A 15,985-nucleotide genomic window follows, 5' to 3' on the forward strand; every position below is an offset into this window, starting at 1 on the left:
CAAGAAGGGCACCCACGCGCGTGGGTGCCCTTCTTGCGTTCCGTGGGAGGGGCTTACGCGGGCCGCACCACGCTGTGGATCGGCATGTAGTAGATCGACTCGACGCGGACGTTCGCGCCCGGCTTCGGGGCGTGGATCATCTTGCCGTTGCCGATGTAGATCCCGACGTGGCTGATGTCGTCATAGAAGAAGACGAGGTCGCCCGGCTTGGCGTCGGCGGTCTTCACCGTCGTGCCGACCTTCACCTGGTCCCAGGTGGTGCGCGGCAGGGAGATCCCGGCGGACTTCCACGCGGCCTGCGTGAGCCCGGAGCAGTCGAAGGAGTCGGGCCCGGTGGCGCCCCACACGTACGGCTTGCCCATCTGCGCCTCGGCGAAGTCGATCACCTTGGCGGCCTTGGTGGCGTAGCTGCCGTCCGTGCTGCCCGAACCGGAGCCGGAGCCGGAATCCGAGCCGGACCCGGACCCGGAGTCGGAGCCGTCGTTCTGCTCCTGCTCCTTCTCCTTCTGCTTCGCGGCCTCCTCGGCCTTGCGCTTGCGCGCCTCCTCGGCCTGCTGCTTGCGGGCCAGCTCGGCGGCCTTGCGCTTGGCGGCCTCTTCCTTCTTCTTCTCGATCGCCGCGAGCCGCGCCTTCTCCTCGGCGGTCAGCTTCGACAGGAGCTCACGGGCCTCGCGGAGCTTGCCCTGGACGTCCTGCTTGCTCGTCCTCAGGTCGTCCCGTGACCGGCTCAGGCTCTTGAGGCTCTGCGCCGCCTTCGTGCGCTGCTTCGTCGCGGACGCCTGCTGCGACTGGAAGGTGTCGACGGCCCTCTTCTGGCGCGCGGTGAGGCGGTCCGAGAGGTGGTTCTGGTCGAAGTAGCCCTGCGGGTCGTTGGCCAGCATCGCCGTGGCGGTCTCGGAGACGGCCCCGGTCCGGTACTGGGCGGCCGCGAACGAACCGAGCTCCTGGCGGGCGTCGTTGAGCTTGTCGGTGCGCTTGGCCACGTCGTCCAGGAGGCCGTCGACCTTCTTGCGCTGCTTCTCGGTCTTCTCCTTGGCCGAGTTGTACTTCTGCGTGGCCACGCCCGCCTGGTGGTACAGGGCGTCGACCTTCTTCTGGACCTCTTCGAGGCTCGGCTTCTGCGGGGCGGAGGGCGCTGCGTTCGCGCTCTGCGACAGGAGGGCCACGGAGGTGAGGGCCGCCGTCGTGATGCCGATGGCGGGGGCGGTACGTATTCCGGCAATGCGGGTCCGCGGCTTGCGGTGCGACGCCAAGGGAGGCGACTCCTTCCGTAGACCGCCTACCGGGTTAGCTGTCGGGTTCGGGCGGGTGGTTCGGAAGGCTGCCCTACAGTCCCGTACTTCGTACGGGACCGATTCACCCCAAGGTCTTGGTGGGTCCCCGGCTCCGAGGGGGTCGGACTCGGCGGAGGCCGCGCGTTCCCGGCGGGGTTCGCCGGTGGGATCACGTGCGGCCCGCGGAGCACGCTAGCCAACTCGTGTGCTCCGTGTGAAGGTTGATGTTCGATATGCCCGATACATTTTCGTGACTTTACGAAGGCCAAGACGCGGCCTTGACGGCCGGTGGCGCAGCGTGACCGGTCGCGTGCACCGGGTGGTGCGGGGGTGCTGTGGGGCGGGTGGCCGGAACCCGGGGCGGGTTGTCAGTGGGTCCGCCTAGACTCGGGAGGCGATGAGCAGCCTCTTTGATGACAGCTTCCTGGCGGACCTCAAGCCCTCGCAGGCCCATGAGGAAGAGCCCCCGCCGCCGCCCGAGGACAGCGCTCCGGAGCCCATTCCGGACGACCTGTTCGGCGGGAAGTTCGACGCGCCCCCGCCGCCCCGGGACGCGCACTACCGCGACGGCGCCCCCCGCCCGGTCCTCGACCCGGCGGCGCTCCTCGACGGGCTGAACGAGAACCAGCGCGCGGCCGTCGTGCACGCCGGCTCCCCCCTGCTCATCGTCGCGGGCGCCGGCTCCGGCAAGACCCGCGTCCTGACCCACCGCATCGCGTACCTCCTCGCGGAGCGCGGCGTGCACCCGGGCCAGATCCTGGCGATCACGTTCACGAACAAGGCCGCGGGCGAGATGAAGGAGCGCGTCGAGCAGCTCGTCGGGCCGCGGGCGAACGCGATGTGGGTGTCGACGTTCCACAGTGCCTGCGTCCGCATCCTGCGCCGCGAGTACAAGAAGCTGGGCTTCACGTCCTCGTTCTCGATCTATGACGCGGCGGACTCCAAGCGCCTGATGGCCCTGGTCTGCCGCGACCTGGACCTGGACCCGAAGAAGTTCCCGCCCAAGTCCTTCAGCGCCAAGATCTCGAACTTGAAGAACGAGCTGATCGACGAGGAGGACTTCGCCGCCCAGGCCGCCGACGGCTTCGAGAAGACCCTCGCCGAGGCGTACGCGATGTACCAGTCGCGCCTGCGCGAGGCCAATGCCCTCGACTTCGACGACCTGATCATGACGACGGTCAACCTGCTCCGCGCCTTCCCGGACGTGGCCGAGCACTACCGCCGCCGCTTCCGCCACGTGATGGTCGACGAGTACCAGGACACGAACCACGCGCAGTACGCGCTGGTGCGCGAGCTGGTGGGCCCCTCCGGAGAGGGCCAGGACCCGGGCGAGCTCTGCGTCGTGGGTGACGCGGACCAGTCCATCTACGCCTTCCGCGGCGCCACCATCCGCAACATCCTCCAGTTCGAGGAGGACTACCCGGACGCGACGACGATCCTCCTGGAGCAGAACTACCGCTCCACGCAGACGATCCTGAGCGCGGCCAACGCGGTCATCGAGCGCAACGAGAGCCGCCGCCCCAAGAATCTCTGGACCAACGCGGGCGCGGGCGCGCGCATCACCGGCTACGTAGCGGACACCGAGCACGACGAGGCGCAGTTCGTCGCCGACGAGATCGACCGCCTCACGGACGCGGGCGACGCCAAGGCGGGCGACGTCGCGATCTTCTACCGGACGAACGCGCAGTCCCGTGTCTTCGAAGAGATCTTCATCCGCGTCGGCCTGCCCTACAAGGTCGTCGGCGGCGTCCGCTTCTACGAGCGCAAGGAAGTCCGCGACGTCCTCGCCTACCTGAGGGTCCTCGCCAACCCCGAGGACTCGGTGCCGCTGCGACGCATTCTGAACGTGCCGAAGCGGGGCATCGGCGACCGCGCCGAAGCGATGATCGACGCCCTCGCGCAGCGCGAGAAGATCTCCTTCCCGCAGGCACTCGCGCGCGTGGACGAGGCGTACGGCATGGCGGCCCGCTCCGCCAACGCCGTCAAGCGGTTCAACACGCTCATGGAGGAGCTCCGTACGGTCGTCGAGTCCGGCGCGGGCCCGGCCGTCGTCCTGGAGGCCGTGCTCGAACGGACCGGGTACCTGGCCGAGTTGCAGTCCTCCACGGACCCGCAGGACGAGACCCGCATCGAGAACCTCCAGGAACTCGCCGCCGTGGCCCTGGAGTTCGAGCAGGACAACGGGACGGGCGAGGAGGCGGCGGACACCGCCACGGAGGGCACCACCACGGAGGACGCCGCCACGGAGGACGCCGCCGACGCAGGCACCGCCCCGGCCGGTTCGCTCTCCGACTTCCTGGAGCGCGTCGCCCTCGTCGCCGACTCGGACCAGATCCCGGACGAGGAGGACGACGGCTCGGGCGTCATCACACTCATGACGCTGCACACCGCCAAGGGCCTCGAGTTCCCGGTGGTGTTCCTCACCGGCATGGAGGACGGCGTCTTCCCGCACATGCGCACGTTCGGCAAGACCAAGGAGATCGAGGAGGAGCGGCGCCTCGCGTACGTGGGCATCACGCGCGCGCGGGAGCGGCTCTACCTCACCCGCTCCGCGATGCGCAGCGCCTGGGGCCAGCCCTCGTACAACCCGGCGTCGCGCTTCCTGGAGGAGATCCCCGAGGTCCACGTGGACTGGAAGCGCACGGGCTCGATGGGCGCCCCGGCCTCCTCGGGACCGGCGGCCGGTGTCGCCGCCTCGCTCTCCTCGTCCCGCTCGCGCGCGGGCGGCCCGCAGGGCTTCGCGACGCGCCGGGCCAACGAGAAGCCGGTGGTCTCGCTCGCGGTCGGGGACCGGGTCACGCACGACCAGTTCGGTCTCGGCACGGTCGTCGGAGTGAAGGGCACGGGCGCGAACGCGGAGGCGACGGTGGACTTCGGCGAGCCCAAGCCGAAGCGCCTGCTGCTGCGGTACGCACCGGTGGAGAAGCTGTGACCCGGAGGTGAACGCGCCTGGTGGCGGCCGGAGTTACGTCGGGTCGAGGTCGTGGCTGCGCAGCCACGGCAGCGGGTCGATGGCCGAGCCGCCGCCGGGGCGCACCTCGAAGTGCAGGTGCGGGCCGGTGGAGTTGCCCGAGTTGCCGGAGAAGGCGATGACGTCACCCGCCTTGACCTCGCCGCTCATGACCTTGTGCGTGGAGAGGTGGCAGTACCACGTCTCCGTGCCGTCCTTGGCGGTCACGACCGCCATGTTGCCGTAGGCGCTGTTCCACTTCGTCGACACGACGCCGTCGGTGGCGGCCATCACGGGCGTGCCGTACGAGACGGGGAAGTCGATGCCGGAGTGCACGGACATCCAGTTGACGCCCGCCTGGCCGTAGTACGCGCTCAGGCCGTGCTGCTTAACGGGCAGCGCGAACTTGGGCCGCAGCCGCTCCTTGCGCGCGGCCTCCGCGGCGGCCTTCTTCTCGGCCGCGTCCTTCTTCGCCTTGAGGTCGATGCGCTTCTGGGTGCGGCTCGCACGGTCCGCGAAGTCACCCGCGTCGGCGGAGAGGTTCTCCAGCTGGGTGTCGAGCTTGCTGTTGGCGGCGGCGGGCTTCACGGACGTGGGGTCCGGGGCGGAGGCCGTCGTCTCCTTGCCGTCGTCACCGCCGCCGAGGTTGCTCACGGACGCGGCGGCGATGCCCGCGACCCCCATCACGCACACCGAGGGCACCGCGACGGTGAGCAGGGCGGAACGCTTCGCCGGGGAGCGGCGGCGGGTGCTGCGGGAGCGCGCGGCGGGGCGGGCGCGGCCCGGGAGGTCGGCGGTGCCGTCGGGACCGTCGGGCTCGTACGCCTCGTCCGGGGTGAACTCGTGCTCCGCCGCAGGCGGTTGATCGTACGAGGCGGGGGACCCGTAGGGGTCTTCGTACGGCATGTCGTGGGCCGACTCGTGGTGCCCCGTCGCGTGCGGGGCCGCCTCGTGGTGAGCAGCTTCGTGGTGAGCCGCTTCGTGGTGCGGCATCGCGTGGTGGCCGTCCGAGTTCCACGCGGTCGCGTCGTAGGCGCCCGTGTCGAAGGTGCCCGCCGCGAAGGTCTGCGTCTCCCACTGCTGGGTCTGGTCCAGGGGGGCCGCCGGGGCCGCCTGGTTCGCCTCGTGCCACGCGCTCGCGTCCCACTGCCCGGTGGCCTCGGGCCCCGCCTGCGCCGGGATGTCGGCGAGCTGCTGGTACCCGACGGTGGCCCAGATGCCGGTGGTGTCGTAGCTGCCGGTGTCGTAGCCGCCGGTGTCGTACGAGGCGTGGTGCTGCGCGGCGTACGGGTCGTAGTTGAGCGTGGTGTGCGTGCTCGTGGTGGTGGCCCACTGGCCGGTGTCGTACTGCCCCGTGTCGTACTGCCCGGTGGGCAGGTCGCCGAAGAGAGGGTCCGTCGCGAAGCTGCCGGTGTCGGTAGCAGTCGTGAAGGTGTCGGTGGCGTAGCCGCCCGAGGTGGTGAACGAGCCGGTGGCGTAGACGTCGTACGGGGCGTGGCCGCCGTGCTGGGTGCTCTGCTGGTCGTAGGCGCCGTAAGAGCCGTAGTCGACGTCGGGTGCCGAGGACGGGGGAGTGGTCCCCGACGGGTGACGGTCGTTCACCAACTTCTCTTTCGCCTCGACAGCAGGGGGCAGAGCAGTGCGGTGACTGTACCCGGCGGTATGCGGGCGCGACAATCTTCGGCAGGTTTCATGCGCTCAGGAAACGGGCATTCGGCCGCCTTTCGGCGGTCAGTGGGCAGACCTTTGGCGCTGCGTTCGAGGTCAGTTCGAACTTTCAGGCCACTGTCATACCCCCGACGGCGGAGGTCGCGGCCGTGGTAGCGGGCTCCGCGAGGTCGAGCGCCTGCCGGATCCCCGCCGCGACCGCGGGGTGCACGGGCAGGGCGAGATGCCCGATCCCGGTCACCCTTACGTTCTGCACGCGCAAATCCGGGTGGTCGACGCAGGCCGTCTCGATCGGGTCCATCCAGGCGTCGAGGTCGCTCCAGAAGCTCACGAAGTGCGTACGGCAGCCGGGCGCGGGGGCGCGCAGCTCCTTGATCACCGGGGATTCGGGGCGCATCTGGCGGACGATCGGGTGCGCGTCGGCGAGCGGCACGACGCGGGTGCCCGCGTGCGGTGTGCCGAGGGTGACCAGGGTGCGCACGCGGGCGTCGCCGCCCTGGAGTTGGACGTAGTGGCGGGCGATGAGGCCGCCGAGGCTGTGGCCCACGATGTCCACCTCGTGGTGGCCGGTGCGCCGGCAGATCTCCTCCACATGGCGGCCAAGCAGCTCGGCCGCGGTGCGGATGTCGCAGGTGAGGGGCGAGTAGTTGAGGGACTCCACGTGCTGCCTGCCGTGCTGGGTGAGGAAGCGGCGGAGCAGGACGAAGACGGAGCGGTTGTCGATGAAGCCGTGCAGCAGCAGGACCGGGGGCCTGTCCTCGCCGGGCAGCCGCGGGGTGTCGTCGCCGCTCGCGGGCGGGAGCTGGGGGCGGCGCTCCTGGGCCATGCCGGAGGGATAGAGAAGGATGTGCCCGGCGAGGATCGCCAGCTCGAGTGCCGTCGCCTTCAGGAAGGCGAGGGAGAGCCCCGCCATTCTGACGGGGAGCAGGTGGCTGAGCTGACGAAAGGGCAAGACCCTGGTGACCGTCATGGTCGACCTCCCGACCGGCATGCGGGAAGACGACTCTGTCCCCCGTGTGCCCCTCAGGGAAAGCCGTGGCCAAGGATGCGCTTTCGGTGACGAAAGCGATGCACCGCACCACCATGCCGTGCGGCTGACGGCGTGGTGGCGCGGCGACCTCGTTGCGGCTCTCCTCGCGCCGTCCCGGCGGCCCCTGGGCCGCCTGTCATGGGAGTGGCGCGCGGCGAATATGTCCCAACGTGTGATTTCCCCCTCGGTCTCCACCGTGAAACTGCCGGGTGCGAGATGCTGGAGATAACGTTCGTTCACTTCCCCCGGCTCCTCGCTCGGTGGATTTCGCTACCTGTTCGGTACATGGAGGCAGTGATGGGTGTGGCAGCCGGTCCGATCCGCGTGGTCGTCGCCAAGCCGGGTCTCGACGGCCACGATCGAGGTGCCAAGGTGATCGCGCGGGCGCTGCGCGACGCCGGTATGGAGGTCATCTACACCGGCCTGCACCAGACTCCCGAGCAGGTCGTCGACACCGCGATCCAGGAGGACGCCGACGCGATCGGCCTCTCCATCCTCTCCGGCGCGCACAACACGCTCTTCGCGCGCGTCCTGGAGCTCCTCAAGGAGCGGGACGCGGAGGACATCAAGGTCTTCGGCGGCGGCATCATCCCCGAGGACGACATCGCGCCCCTCAAGGAGAAGGGGGTCGCGGAGATCTTCACCCCGGGTGCGACGACGTCCTCGATCGTGGAGTGGGTGCGGGCCAACGTGCGGGAGTCGACGGGCGCTTGATGACGGGCGGTTGATGACAGGCGCTTGATAGCGGGCGGTTGGCGACGGGCGGTTGATGACGGGTGGCTGGCGACGGGTGGTTGGTGACGGGAGCTCCGTGGTCGGTTCCGTTCGGCGTCACGTGGTCAGCTCTTCTCGCATCGCCTGCCGCAGGCGCAGCGTGCTGACGAGCCGCTGGAACGCCTCGGACCAGTAGCCGCCCGCACCGGGCGAGGCGTCCTCCGGCTCGTCCTGTATCGCCGTGAGGACGTCGAGCCGGACCGCCTCGGCCGGGTCGAGGCAGCGCTCCGCGAGCCCCATCACTCCGCTGAAGCTCCAGGGGTAACTCCCTGCGTCCCGCGCGATGTCGAGCGCGTCCACCACGGCCCGGCCGAGCGGCTCCGCCCAGGGGACCGCGCAGACGCCGAGCAGCTGGAACGCCTCCGACAGGCCGTGGCGCTCGATGAAGCCGGCGACCCAGCGCGCCCGCTCGTCCGGCGGCAGCGCCGCGAGGAGCTTGGCGCGCTCGGCGAGCGAGACCGCGCCCGGCCCCGCCGCGTCCGGTGCGACGGGGGCGCCGAGCAGCGCACGGGACCAGGCCGCGTCCCGCTGGCGCACGGCGGCGCGGCACCACGCGGCGTGCAGCTCACCGCGCCAGTCGTCGGCCACCGGCAGCGCCACGATCTCCTCCGGCGTGCGCCCGCCGAGCCGCCCCGGCCAGGCGGACAGCGGCGCCGACTCCACCAACTGGCCCAGCCACCACGACCGTTCACCCCGGCCCGCGGGCGGCTTCGGGGTGATGCCGTCGCGCTCCATGCCGGCGTCGCACTCGTGCGGGGCCTCGACGACGAGGACCGGTGTGCTCTCCGTACGGTCGAGGGCCACGCACGAGGCGGCGCGGGCGGCCATGCGGGAGGCGAGCGCCGACGTCGGCAGTGCGGAGAGCAGCTCGGCCGCCGTGGAGCGGACGTTGCGGCTGCGGTCGCGCAGCGCCTGCTCCAGGAACGGCTCGTCCGCCGCGCACAGGCCCGTGCGCAGCGAGTCGAGGAACATCAGGCGGTCCTCCGCGCGCTCCGTCGGCCAGGAGCCGGCGAGCAGCTCGCGCGCGGCCGCCGCGTCCGCGGCCCGTACGGCCGTGAGCAGGGCGACGCGCTCGGCGAACAGGCCCTCCTCCCACAGCTGTTGGACCTCACCGCGCTGTTCGGGGGAGGGCAGGGCCAGGCCGCCGCCCGGGGCCGCGCGCAGCGCGAAACGCCAGTCGGGGTTGAGCCGGGCCAGCCACAGCGCGCGCGGGCCCGCGAGGGCCAGGGCCTGGGGCCGCAGATCCGTGCGCCCACGGGCGGCGTCCAGGAGCGCGGGCAGCAGCTCGGGGGGCGGGGCGAAGCCGCGGGCGTTCGCCAGTGCCAGCCACTGCGGCAGCAGCTCCATCAGGTCCGGGGCGGTGCCACGGCGTCCGCCGCCGCCCGCGCCCGGCCGGTCGGTGAGCAGGGCGGCGAGCCTGCGCCGCGCGGCGGGCGGCACCGGGGGCCTGGGGTCGTCGGCCGCGGGCTCCGGCGGGGTGACGGCGGGTGCCGGACGCAGCCCTGCCCGGCGCCGGACCGTCTGCACGGCGGCCGCGTCCAGGAGCGCGACGGGCGCTGCCCTGCCCGGGGCGTGCACGGGCGGGGTGCGGCGGTCGGTGCCGAGGAGCGCGGCGGTGACGAGCTCCTCCCAGGGGCCGGTGGGGATGCCGGTCGGCTCGGCGACATAGGGCGGCTCCGCGATGCCGGTCGGGTCGGCGATACCGGTCGGGGCGGCGCTGCGGGTCGGTTCGGCGTCGCGGGTCGGTTCGGCCGTGGCCGTTGTCGTGGCCGCCGGGTCCGTGCTCGTCGGTTCTCCGAAGGTCATGGTGTCCCCCTCTCGTATGGAGTGCCGCTCTCGTATGCGGCCGTGATGGTGCTCCCGTACGGGGCTGTGGTGGTGCTCCTGTACGCGGCTGTGGTGCTGCTCCCGTACGCGGCTGTGGTGCTGCTCCCGTACGCGGCTGTGGTGCCGCTCTCGCAGCGGGTCCCCGTCCCGTACGCGGTCCCTCAGCACAGGGAGATCGCCTCGCCCGCCTCCTGGGGCCAGGCCGCCAAGGGCGTGAAGCCGCGGTGGCCGCACTCGCCGAACACCGTCACCGGGGCGCCGCCGGAGAGCGCGGCGAGGCGCCACAGGCCCGGCCGGGACGTGGCGGCCGGGGTGAGGGGCAGTGCGAAGTCGCCGTCCGCGTCCGTCAGTTGCCATCCGTCCTCGTCGGGCACCGGGGCCGGTATCACCCCGTCGAGCGTCACCGGCCAGGAGTCCAGCCATGGGTCGGCGCGCAGCGCGGTCCCGTACCGGACGGCGGCCTCGGCGGGGCGCAGGCCGGGAGGGCGGGCCGAGGTCGGGGCGGGCGGAGCGAACTGCTCGCCCAGGTCCACCCGCAGCTGCCCCGCGCCGGGATACGGGATCAGCTCGGCGTCGAGCGCCAGACCCACCGGGAGCGCGAGGGCCGGGGCGCGGCCCGCCGCCCCGTACGACAGCAGGAGCGCGGAGCGGCCCGAGCGGGAGCCGTGCAGCCAGATGCGGCGGGTGGTGAGCCTGCTGTCCGACGTGTCGTACTGCGCGAGGACCAGCCACTGGTCGCGGAGCGGCGCGCCCTCCGCGGCGGCGGGCAGGCCGATGCGGGAGCGGACCGTGGCGGCCAGGCCCTCCGGCAGGGACGCACGGTGCAGCCAGCCCTGGTCGAGGAGGTGCAGCAGCGCGCACTCCTCCAGGAGCCGCACCGGCCAGCCGGGCCCCGACGACGGTATGGCACCCAACTCGCGTACGCGCGCGGCCAGTCCGGGGGCCTGGGCGTCCACCATGCGCGCGGCCGTCTCCTCCCACAGGCCGTACCCCGCCTGCTCGGCGGTGGCGAGGCCGCCGCGCAGCAGGTCCGTGAGGCGCTGCTCCAGCTCCGTCGCCCCCGCCGTCACCCGCTCGGCGCGGCGCTCCGCCCGGCGGCGCGCGGCCTCGGGACCGGCGCTGCCGCCGCCTGAACTCCCGCCTCTGCCGGCCGACTTGCTCTCCGCTCTCTTACGGCGCCCCGCCAGCCACTCATCGGCCCAGTCCGGCACCGGCGCGCCGTCCGGCACCGCCGCGTCGTCCCCGGACCAGAGCAGCAGCAGCCCGAGCGCGTGCTTGCACGGGAACTTGCGGCTCGGACAACTGCACTTGTACGCCGGGCCCGCCGGACCTCCCGCGCCCGCGCCGCCCGTGATGTCGACGACCGTCTGATACGGCTTGCTGCCACTGCCCTTGCACAGCCCCCACACCGTCCCCTCGCCGGAACTTCCCGTCTCCGACCATGGGCCGGCGACGCCGAGTTTGCTTCCCGCCCGCTGTGACGGGGTGTCAGGAGCCAGTGCCAGCACCTGATCCGCCGTCCAGCGCACCCCCTGCTGAGTCATGAGCTCGAAGGTAGGTCCCGGCACTGACAATCGGCTCTGACCTGCACGGACGGTCCGCCGACGGCCGATTGTCAGTGGCGTGGTGCACGGTGGAAACACCTCCGGGCCAAAGCGCCCGGACGAGCTGGAGGGGGAGCACGCATGTCCGTCACCACCACCGCGGCCACCGTCGATGCCGAGGCCCTGCGACCGCATGCCGAGCAGGCGTTCGCCGCCGAGCTGGCCGCGCTCGCCGCGCAGGACGACCGGCCGCGCCCGGCCCGCTGGCGGCTTTCGCCGTGGGCGGTCGCGACCTATCTGCTCGGCGGCACGCTGCCGGACGGCACGGTGATCACACCGAAGTACGTGGGCCCGCGGCGCATCGTCGAGGTCGCCGTCACCACGCTCGCCACCGATCGCGCGCTGCTCCTGCTCGGCGTGCCCGGCACCGCCAAGACCTGGGTGTCCGAGCACCTGGCCGCGGCCGTCAGCGGCGACTCGACGCTCCTGGTGCAGGGCACGGCGGGCACGCCCGAGGAGGCCATCCGCTACGGGTGGAACTACGCGCAGCTGCTCGCCCACGGCCCCAGCCGCGACGCCCTCGTGCCGAGCCCCGTCATGCGCGCCATGTCCGAGGGCATGACGGCCCGGGTCGAGGAGCTGACCCGCATCCCTGCCGACGTGCAGGACACGCTCATCACGATCCTGTCCGAAAAGACCCTGCCGATACCGGAGTTGGGCCAGGAGGTGCAGGCCGTGCGCGGCTTCAACCTCATCGCCACGGCCAACGACCGCGACCGCGGGATCAACGACCTGTCGAGCGCCCTGCGCCGCCGCTTCAACACGGTGGTGCTGCCGCTGCCCGCGACCGCGGACGCCGAGGTCGACATCGTCTCCCGCCGCGTCGACCAGCTCGGCCGCTCCCTCGACCTGCCGTCCGCGCCCGACGGCATCGACGAGATCCGCCGTGTCGTCACGGTCTTCCGCGAGCTGCGCGACGGCGTCACGGCCGACGGGCGTACGAAGGTGAAGTCCCCCAGCGGCACGCTCTCCACGGCCGAGGCGATCTCCGTGGTCACGGGCGGCCTGGCTCTCGCGGCCCACTTCGGGGACGGTGTGCTGCGGCCCGGCGACGTCGCGGCCGGGATCCTCGGGGCGGTCGTCCGCGACCCGGCGGCGGACCGGGTGATCTGGCAGGAGTACCTGGAGGCGGTCGTGCGCGAGCGCGACGGCTGGAAGGACTTCTACCGCGCCTGCCGCGAGGTGAGCGCATGAAGCCCCTGCTGATGGGTGTGCGGCACCACGGTCCGGGCTCGGCCCGCGCCGTGCGGGCCGCACTCGACGCCGCCGACCCGCGCGTGGTCCTGATCGAAGGCCCGCCGGAGGCCGACGCGTTGGTGCCGCTCGTCGGGGACGAGGCCATGCGGCCGCCGGTCGCGCTGCTCGCCCATGTCGTGGACGAGCCGGGCCGCTCCGCGTTCTGGCCGTTCGCGGAGTTCTCCCCGGAGTGGGCCGCCCTGACGTGGGCGGTGGAGCGCGGGGTCCCGGCCCGCTTCATCGACCTCCCTGCGGCGCACTCGCTGGCGGACAAGGAGAGAGGGGCGCAACTTCCCGAGAGCGAGGGTGAGGCCGACGAGGGGGAGGCCGGCGAGGGTGAGGCCGAGGCACGGATGCGCGTGGATCCTCTCGCCGTCCTCGCCGAGACCGCCGGGTACGACGACCCCGAGCGCTGGTGGGAGGACGTCGTCGAGCACCGAGGCTCCGGAGCCGACGCGTTCGCTCCCTTCGAGGCACTCGGCGAGGCGATGGGCGCGCTCCGGGAGTGGTACGGGACGGGCGGGCACGACCGCGACCTGGTGCGCGAGGCCCACATGCGGCTGCAACTGCGGGCCGCGCAGCGGGAGTTCGACGCGGCGGACGTCGCCGTCGTGTGCGGGGCCTGGCATGTGCCCGCACTGCGGCAGAAGACGACCGTGGCCGCCGACCGGGCGCTGCTCAAGGGCCTGCCCAAGGCCAAGGTCGACCTGACCTGGGTGCCCTGGACCCACCGCCGCCTCGCCCGGGCCAGCGGCTACGGGGCGGGCATCGACTCGCCCGGCTGGTACGGCCACCTGTTCAGCACCCCCGACCGGCCCGTGGAGCGCTGGCTCACCAAGGTCGCCGGGCTGCTCAGGGACGAGGACAGGCTCGTCTCGTCCGCGCACGTCATCGAGGCAGTGCGGCTCGCGGACACGCTCGCCGCGATGCGCGGCCGCCCGCTGGCCGGCCTCTCGGAGACGACGGACGCGATCCGCGCGGTGATGTGCGACGGCTCGGACGTGCCGCTCGCGCTGGTGCACGACAAGCTCGTCGTCGGCGACGTGCTCGGCGAGGTGCCCGAGGCGGCGCCCGCGGTGCCGCTGCAGCGCGACCTCACCCGAACCCAGCGCTCGCTCCGGCTCCAACCGGAGGCGCTGGAGCGGGAGTTGGAGCTCGATCTGCGCAAGGAGAACGACGCCGGGCGCAGCAGGCTCCTGCACCGGCTGCGGCTGCTCGGCATCGGCTGGGGCGAGCCCGCCGAGTCCCGGGGCAGCACCGGCACCTTCCGGGAGACCTGGGGCCTTCGCTGGGAGCCGGAGCTCTCGGTGCGGGTGGCCGAGGCCGGGGTGTGGGGCACCACGGTGCTCGCCGCGGCCACGGCCAGGGCCGAGTCGGACGCGATCGCGGCGACGGCGCTCGCCGACGTCACGGGCCTCGCCGAACAGTGCCTGCTCGCCGGGCTGCCGGACGCGCTGCCCACGGTCATGCGGGTCCTCGCCGACCGCGCGGCCCTCGACACCGACGTCGGCCACCTCGCCCAGGCCCTCCCCGCCCTGGTCCGCTCCCTGCGGTACGGGGATGTCCGGGGCACGGACACGCGCGCGCTCGGGGAGGTCGCGGCGGGCCTCGCCGAGCGGATCTTCGTGGGCCTGCCGCCCGCGTGCGCGGCGCTCGACGGGGACGCGGCGACGGAGATGCGCGGCCATGTGGACGCGGTGCACCAGGCGGTGGGCCTGCTCGACGAGGACGGGGCGGAGCCGCAGTCGCGGCAGCAGCCGGAGCCGAGCGAGGACGAGGACAGCGGATGGGGCAGGCGCGGCAGCAGCGGGACACGGGGGCGCTGGCAGTCCGTGCTCCGCGTGCTCGCCTCCCGGGACACCGTGGCCGGGGTCATCCGTGGCCGCTGTGCCCGACTGCTCCTGGACGAGGGGCAGTTGGCGGAGGGGGAGGCCGCCCGGCTCATGGGGCTCGCCCTCTCGCCGGGCACGCCGCCGGGCGAGGCCGCCGCGTGGATCGAGGGATTCGTAGGAGGAGGGGTCGGCGGCTCCGGCGGCGGCATGCTGCTCGTGCACGACGAGCGGCTGCTGGCCCTCGTCGACGCGTGGCTGACCGGAGTGCCGGACGGCGCCTTCACCGACGTACTGCCGCTGCTGCGCCGCACCTTCTCGGCGTACGAACCAGGAGTGCGCCGGACCCTCGGCGAGCTGGTGCGGCGCGGGCCGAAGGGCGACGGGCACGCGGCGGCGGCCGTGGCCCAGGGGGTGCCCGGGTTCGCGGCGGAGCTCGACGAGGAGCGCGCGGACGCGGTGCTGCCGATGCTGCGACTCCTGCTCCAAGGGGCGGCCGACGACCGTAACGACCATGTGGGGGCGGCCTGATGACGGAAGCGACGACTGTGGCGACAGACAGGACAGACGAGGCAGGCAGGACGGACGGGACGGGCAGGACGGACGGGACGGGAGAGGCGGACGAGCGGCTGCGGCGCTGGCGGCTCGTGCTCGGCGGCGACGCGGCGGACGGCACCGGCTGCGCGCTCGGCGGGCGGGACGCCGCGATGGACGGCGCGCTCTCCGCGCTGTACGGCAAGGAGGGCGGTGCGAACTACGCGCGGCGCAAGGACCGTTCGGCGGGGCTCGGGGCCTCCGCGCCGTCCGTGGCGCGCTGGCTCGGCGACATCCGCACGTACTTCCCGTCCTCCGTCGTCCAGGTCATGCAGCGCGACGCCATCGACCGGCTCGGTCTGTCCACGCTGCTCCTGGAGCCCGAGATGCTGGAGGCCGTCGAGGCGGACGTCCACCTGGTCGGGACGCTCCTCTCGCTCAACAAGGCGATGCCGGAGACGACGAAGGAGACGGCACGCGCGGTCGTCCGCAAGGTCGTCGAGGACCTGGAGAAGCGGCTCGCCACCCGCACCCGCGCCACGCTCACCGGCGCCCTCGACCGCAGCGCCCGCGTCAGCAGGCCCCGCCACCACGACATCGACTGGAACCGCACGATCGCGGCCAACCTCAAGAACTACCTGCCCGAGTACAGGACCGTCGTCCCCGAGCGGCTCATCGGGTACGGGCGGGCCGCGCAGTCCGTGAAGAAGGAGGTCATCCTCTGCATCGACCAGTCCGGCTCGATGGCGGCGTCCGTCGTGTACGCCTCCGTGTTCGGCGCCGTCCTGTCCTCGATGCGCTCGCTCAACACCCGCCTGGTCGTCTTCGACACGAACGTCGTCGACCTCACCGACCAGCTCGACGACCCCGTGGACGTCCTCTTCGGCACGCAGCTCGGCGGCGGCACGGACATCAACAGGGCGCTCGCGTACTGCCAGGCGCAGATCACCCGCCCCGCGGACACGGTCGTGGTCCTGATCAGCGACCTCTACGAAGGCGGCATTCGGAACGAGATGCTGAAGCGGGTCGCCGCGATGAAGGCGTCCGGGGTGCAGTTCGTGACGCTGCTCGCGCTCTCGGACGAGGGCTCGCCCGCCTATGACCGGGAGCACGCGGCGGCCCTCGCGGCCCTGGACGCACCCGCGTTCGCCTGTACGCCGGACCTCTTCCCGGAGGTGATGGCCGCCGCGATCGAGCGAAGGCCACTTCCCATACCGGACATGGCTGCGCATCAGTAACAGTGGGCTTGCGCGACGGCG

The 15,985-nt window shown here is 72.7% G+C and carries 10 protein-coding genes and 1 riboswitch; of the genes, 5 read left to right on the forward strand and 5 right to left on the reverse strand.

Features of this window, described 5'->3' with window-relative positions; translation table 11 throughout:
• Nucleotides 1-53: 53 nt before the first annotated feature.
• Nucleotides 54-1,253 (reverse strand): NlpC/P60 family protein, encoded by a 1,200-nt coding sequence (locus tag ACFWYM_RS43065; RefSeq protein WP_384850707.1) that lies wholly within the window; start codon nt 1,251-1,253, stop codon nt 54-56.
• A gap of 7 nt (nt 1,254-1,260) precedes the next feature.
• Nucleotides 1,261-1,417, reverse strand: a riboswitch (cyclic di-AMP (ydaO/yuaA leader).
• A 254-nt stretch (nt 1,418-1,671) separates the two neighbouring features.
• Between ACFWYM_RS43065 and pcrA the strand changes: the two genes are divergently transcribed.
• Nucleotides 1,672-4,206, forward strand: coding sequence for a DNA helicase PcrA (gene pcrA / locus ACFWYM_RS43070; RefSeq protein WP_384850710.1), 2,535 nt, complete (start codon nt 1,672-1,674; stop codon nt 4,204-4,206).
• A 33-nt stretch (nt 4,207-4,239) separates the two neighbouring features.
• On the opposite strand, the gene ACFWYM_RS43075 is transcribed toward pcrA, so the two are convergent.
• On the reverse strand, nt 4,240-5,826 hold the full coding sequence (locus ACFWYM_RS43075; protein WP_384850713.1) for a M23 family metallopeptidase: 1,587 nt from the start codon (nt 5,824-5,826) through the stop codon (nt 4,240-4,242).
• Between the two features lie 175 nt (nt 5,827-6,001).
• On the reverse strand, nt 6,002-6,862 hold the full coding sequence (locus ACFWYM_RS43080; RefSeq protein ID WP_384850716.1) for a lipase family alpha/beta hydrolase: 861 nt from the start codon (nt 6,860-6,862) through the stop codon (nt 6,002-6,004).
• Nucleotides 6,863-7,219: 357 nt separating this feature from the next.
• Here ACFWYM_RS43080 and ACFWYM_RS43085 point away from each other — a divergent pair, with 357 nt between their 5' ends.
• A complete protein-coding gene (locus ACFWYM_RS43085) occupies nt 7,220-7,636 on the forward strand; it encodes a cobalamin B12-binding domain-containing protein (RefSeq protein ID WP_384850719.1) in 417 nt (138 codons plus the stop codon).
• Between the two features lie 117 nt (nt 7,637-7,753).
• Here ACFWYM_RS43085 and ACFWYM_RS43090 read toward each other — a convergent pair whose 3' ends face one another.
• Both ACFWYM_RS43090 and ACFWYM_RS43095 read right to left on the reverse strand, forming a co-directional pair.
• Nucleotides 7,754-9,502 (reverse strand): DUF5691 domain-containing protein, encoded by a 1,749-nt coding sequence (locus ACFWYM_RS43090; RefSeq protein ID WP_384850775.1) that lies wholly within the window; start codon nt 9,500-9,502, stop codon nt 7,754-7,756.
• A gap of 182 nt (nt 9,503-9,684) precedes the next feature.
• The gene (locus tag ACFWYM_RS43095) at nt 9,685-11,067 is read right to left on the reverse strand and encodes an SWIM zinc finger family protein (RefSeq protein WP_384850722.1); all 1,383 of its coding nucleotides are present in this window, start codon (nt 11,065-11,067) and stop codon (nt 9,685-9,687) included.
• Nucleotides 11,068-11,208: 141 nt separating this feature from the next.
• Here ACFWYM_RS43095 and ACFWYM_RS43100 point away from each other — a divergent pair, with 141 nt between their 5' ends.
• Genes ACFWYM_RS43100 through ACFWYM_RS43110 form a run of 3 tightly spaced genes read left to right on the forward strand, consistent with a single transcriptional unit; the run spans nt 11,209 to nt 15,964 of the window.
• Nucleotides 11,209-12,321: an AAA family ATPase gene (locus ACFWYM_RS43100; protein ID WP_384850725.1), complete on the forward strand. Its 1,113-nt coding sequence runs from the start codon at nt 11,209-11,211 to the stop codon at nt 12,319-12,321.
• Entirely contained in the window at nt 12,318-14,723 is a 2,406-nt protein-coding gene (locus ACFWYM_RS43105) for a DUF5682 family protein (protein ID WP_384850728.1), read from the forward strand. Before ACFWYM_RS43100 ends, ACFWYM_RS43105 begins: the two co-directional genes overlap by 4 nt.
• Nucleotides 14,723-15,964, forward strand: coding sequence for a VWA domain-containing protein (locus ACFWYM_RS43110; RefSeq protein WP_384850731.1), 1,242 nt, complete (start codon nt 14,723-14,725; stop codon nt 15,962-15,964). The genes ACFWYM_RS43105 and ACFWYM_RS43110 overlap by 1 nt, the downstream gene beginning before the upstream one ends.
• Nucleotides 15,965-15,985 lie beyond the last annotated feature (21 nt).

The sequence above is a fragment of the Streptomyces sp. NPDC059009 genome (assembly GCF_042740175.1).
Lineage (GTDB): Bacteria > Actinomycetota > Actinomycetes > Streptomycetales > Streptomycetaceae > Streptomyces.

Coding starts and splice junctions, on each gene's coding strand:
- pcrA (WP_384850710.1), top strand. CDS start 1,672: ATGAGCAGCCTCTTTGATGACAGCTTCCTGGCGGACCTCAAGCCCTCG.
- ACFWYM_RS43105 (WP_384850728.1), top strand. CDS start 12,318: ATGAAGCCCCTGCTGATGGGTGTGCGGCACCACGGTCCGGGCTCGGCC.
- ACFWYM_RS43100 (WP_384850725.1), top strand. CDS start 11,209: ATGTCCGTCACCACCACCGCGGCCACCGTCGATGCCGAGGCCCTGCGA.
- ACFWYM_RS43110 (WP_384850731.1), top strand. CDS start 14,723: ATGACGGAAGCGACGACTGTGGCGACAGACAGGACAGACGAGGCAGGC.
- ACFWYM_RS43085 (WP_384850719.1), top strand. CDS start 7,220: ATGGGTGTGGCAGCCGGTCCGATCCGCGTGGTCGTCGCCAAGCCGGGT.
- ACFWYM_RS43080 (WP_384850716.1), bottom strand. CDS start 6,862: ATGACGGTCACCAGGGTCTTGCCCTTTCGTCAGCTCAGCCACCTGCTC.
- ACFWYM_RS43095 (WP_384850722.1), bottom strand. CDS start 11,067: ATGACTCAGCAGGGGGTGCGCTGGACGGCGGATCAGGTGCTGGCACTG.
- ACFWYM_RS43090 (WP_384850775.1), bottom strand. CDS start 9,502: ATGACCTTCGGAGAACCGACGAGCACGGACCCGGCGGCCACGACAACG.